General features: G+C 42.0%; 6 protein-coding genes and 1 pseudogene. 6 read left to right on the top strand and 1 reads right to left on the bottom strand.

From position 1 onward, the window contains the following. Positions 1-3 precede the first annotated feature (3 nt). The 4 genes and pseudogenes from ACGEDC_RS02790 (at position 4) to ACGEDC_RS02775 (ending at position 5,887) form a co-directional block, all read left to right on the top strand. Positions 4-756, top strand: a complete 753-nt coding sequence (locus ACGEDC_RS02790) for a YfbK domain-containing protein (RefSeq protein ID WP_394498219.1) — start codon at positions 4-6, stop codon at positions 754-756. Between the two features lie 188 nt (positions 757-944). After that, positions 945-1,508, top strand: a complete 564-nt coding sequence (locus ACGEDC_RS02785) for a sigma-70 family RNA polymerase sigma factor (RefSeq protein ID WP_372037771.1) — start codon at positions 945-947, stop codon at positions 1,506-1,508. Further along, a complete protein-coding gene (locus ACGEDC_RS02780) occupies positions 1,501-2,316 on the top strand; it encodes a hypothetical protein (RefSeq protein ID WP_394496314.1) in 816 nt (271 codons plus the stop codon). The genes ACGEDC_RS02785 and ACGEDC_RS02780 overlap by 8 nt, the downstream gene beginning before the upstream one ends. 245 nt (positions 2,317-2,561) lie before the next feature. Next, a pseudogene (locus ACGEDC_RS02775) lies at positions 2,562-5,887 on the top strand (S41 family peptidase). 163 nt (positions 5,888-6,050) lie between these two features. Here the strand turns inward: ACGEDC_RS02775 and ACGEDC_RS02770 are convergent. Further along, on the bottom strand, positions 6,051-6,497 hold the full coding sequence (locus tag ACGEDC_RS02770; protein ID WP_055025704.1) for an OsmC family protein: 447 nt from the start codon (positions 6,495-6,497) through the stop codon (positions 6,051-6,053). 393 nt (positions 6,498-6,890) lie between these two features. On the opposite strand from ACGEDC_RS02770, the gene ACGEDC_RS02765 reads away from it, so the two are divergent. Beyond that, a complete protein-coding gene (locus ACGEDC_RS02765) occupies positions 6,891-9,863 on the top strand; it encodes a TonB-dependent receptor (RefSeq protein ID WP_394496311.1) in 2,973 nt (990 codons plus the stop codon). A gap of 108 nt (positions 9,864-9,971) precedes the next feature. Next, positions 9,972-14,312, top strand: coding sequence for an alpha-1,6-glucosidase domain-containing protein (locus tag ACGEDC_RS02760; RefSeq protein WP_394496309.1), 4,341 nt, complete (start codon positions 9,972-9,974; stop codon positions 14,310-14,312). Positions 14,313-14,373 lie beyond the last annotated feature (61 nt).

Raw genomic sequence — 14,373 nt, 5'->3', positions numbered from 1 at the left:
CTTGTGAATGTTGAATTGACCGCGAATGCCAGCGAAAAAGCCGCATTGGGTTTTAATTGGCTACAGACTTTGGTGAGGTTTAACCCTAGATTAGTGTCTGAGTATCGTTTAATTGGCTATGAAACCAATACCGCAGTTAATAGTAGAAAGGGGTCTGCACAACATGTTCAACCTCATATCAAACAGAGTGATACCAAACAGTTTGTTGCGTTATATGAGCTTAGATATAACGAGCAAACCATGAGTGTAGGTGTTAATAATATTGAGGGTGATACTGCTGGTAATCGTGGTGTGCACCAAGGTTTTAGCGCAACAACGATGGCCGAATTAGTCATTTTGGATTCCAGATCCACAGCTAAACAGCAGTTAATACCTGAATATGCGATTGATATATCGCAGCAACATAAGTTCTTTGAACAAGCTAGCCCTGAGTTTCGATTTGCGACTGCGGTGGCTGGACTGGGTCAGCTTATAAATCACAATCATTATGTGCATCAGTTTAATTATGACGAATTAGTGCATATTGCTAACCAGTCGGTGAATGAACTAAATCAAATTGTGGGCGATAACGCATCAACCGATAAAATTGAGTTTTTAGCGCTTGTTAACTCGGTTTATGAGCTAACCAAGTCGCAACAAGGTAAACAATATCGTCCTCCCAATCAGGTCACGCCTTATCCAATGCCGCAGCCCATTTTGCCACCAAAACAGGGTGAGTTATTAGAGGGTAAGCAAACAAAGAATCAAAACCATTAATTTCAAGTTAACTGAAGATTGAATGAGGTTTTTTATGACTCAATGCAGTGAATAAGTGGACATTACCTACGTCGCTGGGCAAACTGGTTTAATGCGAAAATAGCCTATAACCAAGGTAGTCAGTGGTGACAGATAACGAAATAAATCAGCAAGCTAATAGAGCTGTTGATAGATCCGATGAACAATTAATGTTGGACTATCAGCAAGGTGATGCTCACGCTTTTGAAGCGCTTTACAGTAAACATAAAGGGCCGCTTTATCGCTACTTTGTACGCCAAATAAGCGATAACACCTTAGCAGAAGATTTATATCAAGATACTTGGGGCAAAGTGATTAATGCCGCTGATAATTACCAAGTTACTGCTAAATTTACTACTTGGTTATACCGTATTGCACATAATTTATTAATCGATCATGTCCGAGCTGTAAAACCATTAGATAAGCTTGATGAATTAGGTGAGCAGGGCATGGATGAGTATGATGCCAACATTGGTAATCAACAATTCAATGGGCGACCAGATGAAGTTTTAGAGCAACAGCATCAAGCGCAATTACTTAAAGCCTGCGTAGCTAAATTACCAGCGGTGCAAAAAGAAGCATTTCTGTTGAACATCGAGTTAGGCTTAACAGCCAGCGCCATCAGTGATATTGCTAATGTTACCGTTGAAGCCACTAAAAGCCGAATTCGCTATGCGTATCAAAGTATCAAACAATGTGTCGCCAATAAGTGGGAGGGAATGACTCATGAGTAAGCATGATAATAATGACTCTGAACCTATGACTGACGAAGCTTTTGCGGCGTTGCAGCAAGACATTTCTGCTTTGTATAAGCTACAAAATTTAGAGCGGCCTTCTGCGGCGATTGATGCTGCAATTTTGGCTCAGTCAAAAATACGTTCGACACAGACAACGCAGCAGAATTCCAACTCCAATGTGATTAAGGTGAGTTTTTGGCATAAGCATAAATTGCCATTATCAAGTGCTGCATCAGTGATGATCATAGCATCGGTTATGTTACTCAATCCTGAGTTTAATCAACATGCTGTGACAGATATTGAAGAGGCGATTCCAATGGCGACAGAGGTTAATCAAACGACATCTTCGCCAGCTATGATGCGTGCAGAGCCCAATACTTTTGCTGATGAACCAGCAAGTTCAAGTCAACGTATTGAGCAGGGAAGTGAGCAAAGTATTGAGCAGAATATTGAAACGATGGCTCAAGCACAGCAAGAGACTCAAGCCATACAAGCATTAACTCAACAACAAGCAGCACCGAAAGTGAGTACGGAACACGCTTCAGATATCGCTCGAAGTCAAATGAAACTGTCTGAAGCACAAGGTATTAGCAAGATAGATAAAATGCAGTCACAACCTTTAATGCAACATGACTCAGTCGAACAAGCTTTGGAAACATTAACACAATTAGTTAAAGATAAAGATTGGCAACAAGCTGAACGATATCTACAAACGATTGAACAGCGATTCCCTAGGATTGTGGAATTAGAACATCCACAACATGAAGTGTATCAGCAATTAAAAAGGCAGTTGACTACTCAATAGTGCCGCCGTGAACGCAAAGCCATAATATTAAAAAGGTAATAATATTTAATTGATATTATTACCTTTTTTTATCTTAACTTAATCATGTTAATCCTTATTCTTTGATGAGTATTTTTACTAACGTATTCGGTTACAAATTCATCGAGGATAAATCATTAATTAACGTATTTTGATACTGATAAGTTGCATTTTTTTGCTAATTTGAGTGCTTGAAAATAATAATATTTACAAGGACTTTTCTGACCATGAAACTTCGTCAATCCGTTACCGCTTGCATGCTGGCCCTTGGGCTTTCAGGAATCGCTTTTCAAGCGGTCAGTAGTGAAAATCAAGGATACTATCGTGCGCCAGCATTGCACGACCAAACCATTGTGTTTACCGCTGAAGGCGACTTATGGACCAGTCAGTTAAACCAAACTACGGCGACAAGATTGACGACTCAAGCAGCAGAAGAGTTAGACGCGACTATCTCAAAAGATGGTCAGTGGTTGGCTTTTACTGCCAATTATGACGGTGCAACTGAAGTGTATGTTATGCCAATGGCCGGCGGTGTTGCAAAACGAGTGAGCTTTGAGAATAGCCGGGTTCGCCTGCAAGGTTGGACTGCTTCTGGTGAGATTCTATATGCCACTGACAATGCCAATGGTCCAGCAAATTACTGGGTACTAAAAACAGTTAATCCATCGTCATTAATCGTAACCGATCTTCCCCTAGCTGATGCCATTGAAGGTGCGATTGATGCGCAAGGTAAATATGTTTACTTCACTCAATTTGGTCTACAAGCCAGTGGAGATAACGCCAAGGTTTATCGAGGTGGCGCATTAGGCGAAATCTGGCGCTATGAGCTGGGTAGCAAAAAAGAAGCGCAAAAGCTTACCGCCTCCCATCAGGGTTCTGTAAGACAACCTATGGTGTGGCAAAATCGCGTGTACTTTGTCAGTGATCAATCTGGCAACGATAACATTTGGTCTATGTCAGTTGATGGCAAGGACATGACTCAGCATACTCAATTTTCAGAGTGGCAAGTGCGTGACGCTCAATTAAATCAGGGACGTATTGTGTTTCAACATGGCGCAGACATTAACGTATTTGATATTAGTAATAATAGTTCGTCCATCGTCAATGTTAGTTTGACTTCAGATTTTCCTCATCGTCGTGAGCAATGGATTGCAGATCCAATGCAATATGCCACGTCAGTTGCTTTTGCTGCAAAGGGGAATAAAGCGGTTATTACAGCACGTAGTCATGTCGCCGTTGCCAGTCATGACGGCAGTAGACTGATTCAAATTAAAACCCCTGCTGATGCTAGAGTTCGTAATGGTGCTCTTAGTGTCGACGGAAAATGGGTTTACGGCATCAGTGATGCTTCAGGCCAACAAGAGATTTGGCAATTCCCAGCGGATGGTAGCGAAGGTGCAAAGCAATTAACCAAAGATGGATCATCGCTACGAACCAGCTTACACCTTTCACCAGACGGTCGTTATATTGCTCACGATGATTATGACGGCAACGTGTGGCTATTGGACTTGAAAAAAGGCAAGAATAAAAAAATTATCGTTAATGGAGAAGGGTTAGGCGAATATGCGGACATTGTTTGGTCTGCGAACAGTCAGCTTATCGCCGTGACTAAGTCTGAAATTGGTAAGCAGCGTCCACAGGTGGTGTTGTACTCCTTATCAGATGAAAGAGCACAAGCATTAACTAGCGATAAATATGAGTCATTTTCACCTAGTTTTAGCCCTGATGGGCAGTGGTTATATTTCTTATCTAATCGCCACTTTGATGCAACACCAGGTTCACCTTGGGGTGATAGAAACATGGGGCCGATTTTTGATAAACGCACCCAAGTGTTTGCGATTGCACTCAATGAGAAGGCGTTATTTCCATTCGAACAACCGACTGAACTCAATGCAAGTACCATTGCAAATAAAGAAGAAGCGACCAATACCGTAACTAAAAAAGTCAGAATTGACTGGAAAGGGATTACTCAGCGTCTTTGGCAAGTACCCGTTGCATCAGGGAATTATGCTAATTTAACTGTGCTAAAAGATAAGTTGTATTTATTGGACACTCATGCCAATAAGACCAGTTTAAAGCTCATTAAATTTGATCATCTATCTGCTGAAATTAGCGAGTTTGGGGCTGATATCGGTGGTTATGCTGTGTCTGCTGACGGCGAGAAATTACTCATTACTAAGCAGTCTAACCCTGCTGAAATGCATATTGTTGCCGCAGGCGATAAGCTACCTACTGAACTTAAAAACACTCAAGTTGATACCGCTCAATGGCAGCTGGCTATCTCACCTATGCAAGAGTGGCAGCAAATTTTTGAAGATGCTTGGTTGATGCATCGAGACTCTTTTTACGATAAAGGCATGCGAGGTAAAGATTGGGCTGCCATTAAACAAAAATACCAACCTTTATTAAAAAGATTGACCGATCGTAACGAGCTTAATGACATATTTAAGCAAATGATGGGGGAACTCGATTCATTGCATTCCCAAGTTCGTGGTGGTGATGTCACTAAAAATGAGACTGCAACTGCGGCTAGTTTAGGGGCGCGATTATCACAAACCGATAAAGGAGTGATTATCGGTCATATTTATCAGAATGATCCTGAGTTGCCTTCTCAAGCTTCACCCCTTGGGCGAATTAATGTGGATGCTAAACCAGGGGATATCATTGTCGCCATTAATGGCAAAGCCATTAACTCGGTTGCGGATGTAACGCATAGCTTGCGAAACCAAGCCGAAAAACAGGTACTGCTTGATTTAAAGCGTGGCAAAGATAGCCATAAAACCATTGTTGTGCCTCATAGCAATGGCGCAGATGCTAAATTACGTTACTTAGATTGGGTTAACAATAATGCGCAAAAAGTCGCTAAGGCCAGTGATGGCAAAATGGGGTATTTGCACCTGTATGCTATGGGTTCGGGTGATATCGAAAGTTTCGCACGTGAGTTTTACACCAATTACGATAAGGATGGCTTAATTATCGACGTTCGTCGAAACCGAGGCGGAAACATTGATAGCTGGATAATTGAAAAACTGCTTCGCCGTGCTTGGGCATTTTGGCAGCCGACTCATGGTTCAGCAAATACCAACATGCAACAAACCTTTAGAGGCCATTTAGTGGTGCTTGCAGATCAAATGACGTACTCAGATGGTGAAACTTTTCTGCAGGGATTAAAGCATTAGGTTTAGCCCCTATTATTGGCAAGCAAACTGCTGGTGCTGGAGTGTGGTTATCAGGGCGTAATCGAGTGACTGATAATGGAATGGCACGCGTCGCTGAGTATCCTCAATATGCAATGGATGGTCGTTGGATTGTTGAAGGCTACGGTGTTACACCTGATATTGAAGTTGATAACTTGCCTTATGCAACGTTTACCGGTGCTGATGCGCAGCTTGAAAAGGCCATTAGTTACCTTAAAGAGGAACTAAAACAAACGCCGATCCTACCTTTACGTGCTAAACCTATTCCACAACAAGGCACTGCAGAGGATATTTTACCTAAACCACAGACTGATTTTAAAAGTGACCAAGCTGAACTGAATACGGTTGTTTGGTGATTTAAGTCATTGTTTTTAGTTGCGTAAATTGAAATTTATCTGACGAGGGCTTTTACTAATAAGTCATCTAGACACTAAAAAAGCCAATCACAATGATTGGCTTTTTTATGTCTTACTCGGTTGCTGAGTAGAGGTTAAATCTGTCTTAACTCGGTAATGAATATTAATCGATATTTATTGATACTTCAGAGTTAATACTGTTCGCAATAAAGCAATTAGCATGGGCTTTATCGTGTATTTTTTGCAATACTTCATTACTGACTTCAATGCCTTCAGCAAACGTTACTTGCGGGTTTAAGAGCATTTTAGTGACAGACAATTTTCCTGAATCGTTTTTACCAAGTTCAGCACGGGCATTATCTTGATAAGATACGACAGTTAATCGCTTTAAGTGCGCAATGGCTAGAAATGTCAGCATATGACACGAAGATAGGGCGGCCAAAAGGCTTTCTTCTGGGTTAATTTTTTCGTCATTACCTTTGTACTCAGGTGCTGAAGAAGCTTGTATCACTTGCCCTGAACCAAACTCAATTTGGTGATCTCGGTTAAATTCAGGTGCGGTATGTTCAAAATGATCCGCTTGCCAGTTTACCGTTAGCTTAAAACCCATTAATGCTTCCTTTATTAGCCAATTCAAATGCTTAAAGTCGATTGTTTGCTAAATAAATTAGCGTTCTTACCTTAAATACATTTTTACCGAGCCTGCATTTTACCTGAGTACCTGATGAAATCTACTAAAGCTTAGAAAATTCAATTCTATTGTATTCGTAAAAATACCTTTGCATTTCACTTTGTTTGTTTTTTGCACATTAATTCATTCGCTTATGTAAGCGTTTTTGAATTTGTTTGTTAATGGTTTGTTATGAATACGTATGCAAAAAATTGAGACTAATACTTATCCATGACTACTATAACTCGATAATAATGCCTGATATTCCATTAGTCTGAGTCGTATAACTGAATGTTGGGTGACTATAAAGTCAGTAAGGTGAGGGGAAACTCAATGTTCAATTGTAAACCTAGTGTGTTATCACTAGCGCTAGCAGCGGCAGGAGTCAGTATTATGTTGACTCCTAATGACGCATTTGCGGCCGATGAGATAAAAACTGAAACGGTTCAATCATCGACAGCTGATGTCGAAGTGAGTGCCACAGAGAATACACAACCCACAAATGCGTTAGCTAGCAATGAAGCGGATGATACGGAAGCTGAAACTGACATCGAGCGGATCAGTGTGAAAGGCTATAGTCGTAGTTTGATTGATTCACTTAACTCAAAACGTTATGGGGATACCGTTTCTGAGCAATTATCTGCCGATGACTTAGGTGCACTACCTGACGTTTCAATGGCCGATGCATTGACCCGTTTACCTGGTATTTCTGCTGTTCGTACTGGTGGTCAAGCTGCTGAAATTAACATTCGTGGTATGTCGGGTGGCTTTGTTTTTTCAACCTTAAATGGACGTGAACAAGTATCAACGAGCGGTTCTCGTAGTATTGAGTTTGACCAATACCCTTCTGAATTAATTAGTTCTGCAGCGGTTTACAAGTCGCCTAAAGCCTCGCTTATTGAAGGCGGTGTTGCGGGTACTGTTGAGCTGACAACCGTCAGTCCTCTAAGCAAAGATAAACAACATAACTTTACTGCCAATGTGCGTGGTATGTATAACGATCGTGCCGATGAAGTGTACGGTGCCGAAGATTTTGGTTCTCGTTTAAGTTTTTCATATCAAGGTAAATTCCTAGAGGATACCTTAGGTGTGGCAGTGGGTTACGCTCGTCTTGAACAGCCGAGTGTCGCAACTCAATTTATTGGCCTTGCTTACAATGATTCCAAGGATGTCGACGGCATTGAAGGGGATACCAATGGACCTGAAGATAACCCTGCGAACGAATACATCAGTGAAGGTTTTGAGGTACAACATCTAGGTGGTGTTGAAATTCGAAATGGTTACATGGCCGCCATTGAGTGGGCACCAGTAGACAATTTTGTGTTAAAGGCTGATGCCTTTATGTCCCGCTTTGACAGCGAATCATTTGCTCGTGGTTTTCGTACCAAATTTGGCGGCCGTGATGCCAGTGTTTCAAATCCAACTTATGATGGTAATTCAGTTATCGGCGGCACGTTTAATCGCACTTCTAAAAGCTACACTCGTGTCGAAATCGTCAATGATGATAACCAAGATTTTGATGAGGTCGACAGCTTTGGTATCAATGGTGATTGGCAGGTAACAGACAGATTAAACGTCAATGTCGATGTGTCGTTATCAGCGGCTAAAAGTGATTTCAGAAACGGCTTACTTTGGTCAAATGTCGCTGTTGATGCGAATGCGGATGCGCCTATTTTTGATGAGAATGTCTCAGTAAGTTATTTATTAAATGGTTTAGATTTACCCGATGTTGGCTTTAATCAAGCGGATGCATTTTCTGATATCGACCGAGTGATGGTCAGTAAATACGGTATTTATCCGTTTGAAAACGAAGATGAAGTGAAAGCATACCGAGTAGATTTTACTTATGAGTTAGATAATGACTTTATCGCAAGTGTAGAGTTTGGCGCACGCTATTCAGATCGCACTTACTCAAACGATCGCTCAGTATTTGAATACGGTAATGATGGTGCATTTTCAAAGTCTGAGCCGCCACTCAAACTTACCGATGATATGACAACGGTTGTTGACTGGGATGGTGACTTTTCATATTTCCCTTCTTATTTAGCCATTGATTTAGATAAAGCGCTCAATGCATGGTTCCCAGATGGCACGCCACAGCCTGTGCAAACTTGGGGTAATGCGGGTGGAGTCATCGATCCACAAGGCTACACAACTAACTATTCATGGTCAGTGCTGCAAAGTGGCGAGGTGTATGAAGAAGTCTTGTCTGGCTATGTCATGGCAAACATTGATACTGAAATTGGTGGATTACCAATTACGGGTAACTTTGGCGTTCGTGTGGTTAATACCGACCAGTCAGCGACCATGCTTCAAAATGTAGAAGGCGACCCAACATTAGGTGCGCAAAATATTACTGATGAAATTGGCATTATTAACCAAAACTATGCCCCTACAGTACAAGGTGTGGATTACACCGATTACCTGCCTTCTATCAACTTAAACTTTAAAGTCACTGATGACTCACAGGTCCGTTTTGCCGCTGCAAAAGTGATGTCTCGCCCACCGATTAATCGCTTAGCTGGTGATATTAGTGCATCGGTTTCAGATGATGGTGAAATCAATGGTTCAAGTACCAATAACCCATTCTTAATGCCGTTCTATGCAGATCAATACGATTTATCTTATGAGTATTACTTTGATGAAGGGGCTCTCGTCGCTGCTGTCTTCTATAAGAATATTGACTCATTCATTGACACGATTGCGATTGATAACTTCGACTTTAAAGGCAACGGTTTTAACGTCCCTGATTACATTATTGATGAAGATAGTGGTGAGCAAATTGAAACCACTAACGGTACTTACACCACAGCAGTCAATAACGCTGAAGGCGGCTATATTCGTGGTCTTGAATTAGCTTACACCCAAGTGTTTGCTTCACTACCAGCTGGATGGTCAGGGCTAGGGTTTAACGCCAGTTACTCTTACACCGAGTCTGAAGTGCAATCCATTACTAACTTAGGTGGTGACACGGCAACGCAAGATTTACCTGGGTTATCTAACAATGTGGTCAGCGCCACGCTCTTTTACTCTTACGAAGGCTTCGAAACTCGTTTAAGTGGTCGCTTCCGTGATGATTTCGTATCTGAGCAAGTCGCGATTAACGAACAAGTGGTGAACTTTGACGGTGAAACAGTGCTTGATTATCAAGCGTCTTACCAAGTGACTGATGGCTTAGGAGTGTTATTTCAAGTGAATAACTTAACCGATGAGCCAACTAAAAGTTACTTCGGCACTGAAAACAAAACCGGCACCATTCAGTACTTTGGCCGCGAATTTTACTTGGGGTTCACTTATGCCATGTAACAAAAATAATAAGAACAATATCCAGTTAATTCGTGTGATGGGTCATCAAATTAATAACAACAAACTGATGACGCAATTTAATCAACATTCTATGGGGAGAAGTCACTCATGATGAGTATTTCTAGAGTCGTGAAATTATGTGCAGTTGCTGCCAGTATAGCGACGCTTGCAGGTTGTGGTGGTGGGGATTCATCTGAGCCAGGTGAAGTGCTGTTAACGTGTAATGTACCGAATATCCCTAATGCAGCGGGCACCGAATGTGTACCACCGCCGCCATTAAGCTGTCCTGCACCTAAATTTCCAGATGCAAAAAATGAAAGCTGTATTGTGGGCTATAACCCTGAGCTACCAGAGCCTGTAGCTTACGCTGGTGAAAACCAAGCTGTGTTGTATTACAACCGAATCAAAGATAACGATAATACTGATTCGAACCCTAATTACCCAGGTTATAAGCTGCATACTTGGAATAATGACACCTGTGATAGCTATGCGCCGCCGTTTGATTCAACTGATTGGGCAAATGGTCATTCGTTTGATGGTATTGACCCTAATTATGGTGCCTATTGGATCATTAATCTTAAAGAAGGCTATGGCGAATGTGCCAACTTTATTGTTCATATCGGTACTGAAGGTTCAGGTAAAGCACTGGGGGATGGTGACTTAGTCATGAACCTTAAAGTGTTAGCCGAAGACGGCGAGCCTGAAGCAAACTTTAACCGTACTAATTTTACCATCCATGGTGAAAGTGATGTGTATGATTATCCGATTCTAGATGTTGGTTTTTCCATTGCTGGTGCAAGTGCTCACTGGTTAGATCAAAACACTTTTGTATGGAATGAAGATCCCGACGGCATTGCCAAGTTCGTCATTCATCATTCAGCATCAGCTGGAATTGCTGCTGATAATGATGGCAACATCAGTGGTACTCAGGTTGAAGTGATGACCAGTGAGCTAACTGATGTGCAAAAAGCCTTAGTTCCACATTTAGCTGATTGGCCTGCCTATGAAGCGAATTTTACTGCAGAAGAAGCTAAGTCTATTGCTAAAAATCAATTGGTGATGGCGGCCTATGACAGTGATAATAAACCTGTCGCGGCAAGTCATGTTCAAGTGGCAAAAGTATTGGATGCGTTATATACCTCAGGTGATAACGATGCTGACGAAGCTGATTTAGGCATAAAATATGACGGTAGTAACATCATTGCTAATGTCTGGGCGCCAACAGCGCAGTCGGTAAACTTAAAGGTTTATGACGCGGCGAAAAACTTAACCTCTACAGAAGCGATGAGCCTTGATGCTGACACGGGTATTTGGTCATTCAGTGGTGATATGAGCCTAGACAGAATGTATTACCGCTATGAATTAGTAGTTTATCATCCTGTTACTCAGGCTATTGAAACACTCGAGTCAACGGATCCTTATTCACTTAATGTCTCAACTAATGGCCGTTACAGCCAATTTGTTAACTTGAGTGATGCAGATTTAAAACCTGAAGGTTGGGATGGCCACGAAGTTATGACGGTGGCAAATCCTGAGGATATCGTGATTTACGAAGGTCATGTACGTGACTTTAGTGCACGTGATGCAAGCACGTCTGAAGCTAATCGAGGAAAGTATTTAGCCTTTACTGAAGAGGGAAGTGACCCTGTTGAGCATCTTAGAAAGCTGGCTGTAAGTGGTGTAACACATTTTCATTTGCTGCCAATCAATGACATTGCCACAGTCAATGAAGACCCAGCTGAGCGCGTTGATATTTCAGATACCTTGGGCACCTTATGTGACAAGATTGATGACAATGCAGATGCGTGTTTGACTCAGGATAAGTCGGCAACTATTCAGTCTATTTTAGAAGGAACATTACCAGGCTCTAAAGATGCGCAAGCACTCGTTAATGCTATGCGTGGTTATGACAGCTTTAACTGGGGTTACGATCCGCAACATTTTATTGCCCCAGAAGGAAGTTATGCGACTAATGCTGAAGGTGTTGCTCGTATTAAAGAACTGCGAGAAATGAACTTAGCATTACATGAACTCGGTTTACGCGTGGTACTTGATGTGGTCTATAACCATACGAGTTCGTCGGGACTTTGGGATAACTCGGTACTGGATAAAGTCGTGCCAGGTTACTACCACCGCTATAACGAAATTACCGGTAAAATTGAGTCATCGACTTGTTGTGATAATACTGCAACAGAGCATCGAATGATGGATAAGTTTGTTTCAGACTCCATGGTCATTCTTGCCAAGCAGTATGGATTTGATGGTTTCCGATTCGACGTGATGGGTCATATGCCTAAGAGCAGTATTTTAGATGCTCGCGAGGCTGTTCAAGCGGTTGATCCTGATAACTACTTCTATGGTGAAGGTTGGAACTTTGGTGAAGTCGCAGATAACCGCTTATTTGAACAAGCTGTTCAGGCCAATATGGCTGGCAGTGAAGTCGGTACCTTTAATGATCGTATTCGTGAGTCAGTTCGTGGCGGTGCATTATTTGCTATGGAGCAAAAAGATGACTACTTACGCGACCAAGACACCCTGCGTTTATCAATGGCTGGTAACTTACAAAACTATGTCTTAAAAGACTTTAATGGTAATACAGCAACAGGTAGCAGCTTTAGCTGGAACACCCAGCCTACTGCTTATACTTTAGATCCTGCTGACAGTATTAACTATGTGTCAAAGCATGATAACGAAACCTTGTGGGATATTTTGCAGTACTCAAATGACATTGGTATGTCGCTTGATACTCGAGTTCGTGTGCAAAACATTGCTGCAACGATTCCATTAATGAGCCAAGGTATCCCGTTCTTCCAAATGGGTGGTGATATGTTGCGGTCAAAATCACTGGATCGTAACACCTATGACTCTGGTGATTGGTTTAACTGGGTCGACTTTACTAAGGAAAGCAATAACTGGAATGTTGGATTACCGTTAGAGCAAGATAATGCAGAGAAAATGGAACAAATTATCGCACTAGCAGGTAATCCTAATTCAGCCCCATCAATGTCTGAAATTGAGTTTGCTTCAAGCGTGTTTAATGAGTTCTTATCAATACGTAAAAGCAGCCCTTTACTGCGGTTAACTACCGAACAAGACATTATTGATCGAGTTGGTTTCCATAATATTGGTAAAAACCAAAAGCAAGGCGTTATCGTGATGAGTGTTGACGATGGTGCTGGCCTAGTGGATGTTGACCCTGCGGTTGATGCCATGGTGGTGATGATAAATGGTAGTGATAGTGAGCAATCTCATACTGTTTCAACAGCAACGGGCTTTAGTTTGCATCCAACGTTAGCTATGTCAGTTGACTCAACAGTTCAAGGTGCAAACTTTAGTGAAGGCACTGAGGAAGGAACCTTTACCGTTCCAGCTCATACCACAGCTGTGTTTGTTAAAAACCAAGGAGATACCCAAGGGACAGGATTAAGTGCTGATGCCACTGCAGGAGCACCTGATGTTGTACCTTATGGCAGCACTGAAGTCTTTGTTCGTGGCAGCATGAATGGTTGGGGTGAAGTGGATAGCTTTACCTATGTGGGGAGTGGTGAATATCGTGTTGCGATTACACTTGCTGCGGGTGGCTATGACTTTAAAGTAGCGTCAGCAGATTGGAGTACCGTTGATTTTGGCGGCGTATCAGATGCTGAAGCAGGTGTAGATGAAGACGTAGCAGAGCAACTTGCGCCAAGTGGTGCAAACTTAAGCTTTACAGCTGCAACTGATGCAACTTACGTGTTCTCACTCAATGCGGCAGATAAAGATAACCCAGTGCTTACCGTATACAACGAAGAGCCGTTTGTGGGGACTAGCGTTTATATTCGTGGTGGCATGAACGGTTGGGGTGAAACTGACGAGCTCACATATATGGGCGGTAGTATTTATCAAGCTGAAATTTTGGTATCTGTAGCAAACCATGAGTTTAAAGTGGCATCAGCTGATTGGTCTACTGTTGATTTTGGTAGCTTAGATGCCGATGGTTCAGTCACACTAGGGACTGAAAAAGCATTAGCTGTTTCTGGTAGCAATATGAGCCTGAACTTTGAAACTGAAGAAATGTATACCTTCACTCTAGACATGACTAATCGCAATGAACCTGTGTTAACAGTAAACAAAACTGATATGTTTGCTGGTAATACCGTTTACATTCGTGGTGGCATGAATGGGTGGGGGGAAGTGGATGCACTCAGTTATCAGGGATCATCTGTATATACTGTCGATATTGCACTTGACGCTGGAACTGCTGAGTTCAAAATCGCCACAGGAGACTGGTCAACGGTAGATTTTGGCGCTATAGCTGGTGAAGAGGCAGTGATTGAAGGCGATATGAAAACCTTAGCCTCTAAAGGAGCAAATATGCTGTTTGATGTTGCTGTAGCAGGTACTTATCGCTTTACGGTAACAGGCCCAAGTTCAAGTTCACCTACGTTAACCGTTAATAGTGTTAACTAGATAATTGTGTGGATGGTAAAAGGCTCAGCGAAAGCTGGGCTTTTTTTGTGTTCAAAAACCG

This window comes from Shewanella sp. ENK2, assembly GCF_043568515.1.
Taxonomy (GTDB): Bacteria; Pseudomonadota; Gammaproteobacteria; order Enterobacterales; family Shewanellaceae; genus Shewanella; species Shewanella japonica.
Note: the sequence above shows the minus strand (reverse complement) of the source record. Positions and strands in the feature narration are given on the sequence as shown.

Bases quoted from the DNA above. Each gene is read 5' to 3' on its own strand.
- ACGEDC_RS02785 (WP_372037771.1), top strand. From the start codon at position 945: ATGTTGGACTATCAGCAAGGTGATGCTCACGCTTTTGAAGCGCTTTAC.
- ACGEDC_RS02780 (WP_394496314.1), top strand. From the start codon at position 1,501: ATGAGTAAGCATGATAATAATGACTCTGAACCTATGACTGACGAAGCT.
- ACGEDC_RS02770 (WP_055025704.1), bottom strand. From the start codon at position 6,497: ATGGGTTTTAAGCTAACGGTAAACTGGCAAGCGGATCATTTTGAACAT.
- ACGEDC_RS02765 (WP_394496311.1), top strand. From the start codon at position 6,891: ATGTTCAATTGTAAACCTAGTGTGTTATCACTAGCGCTAGCAGCGGCA.
- ACGEDC_RS02760 (WP_394496309.1), top strand. From the start codon at position 9,972: ATGATGAGTATTTCTAGAGTCGTGAAATTATGTGCAGTTGCTGCCAGT.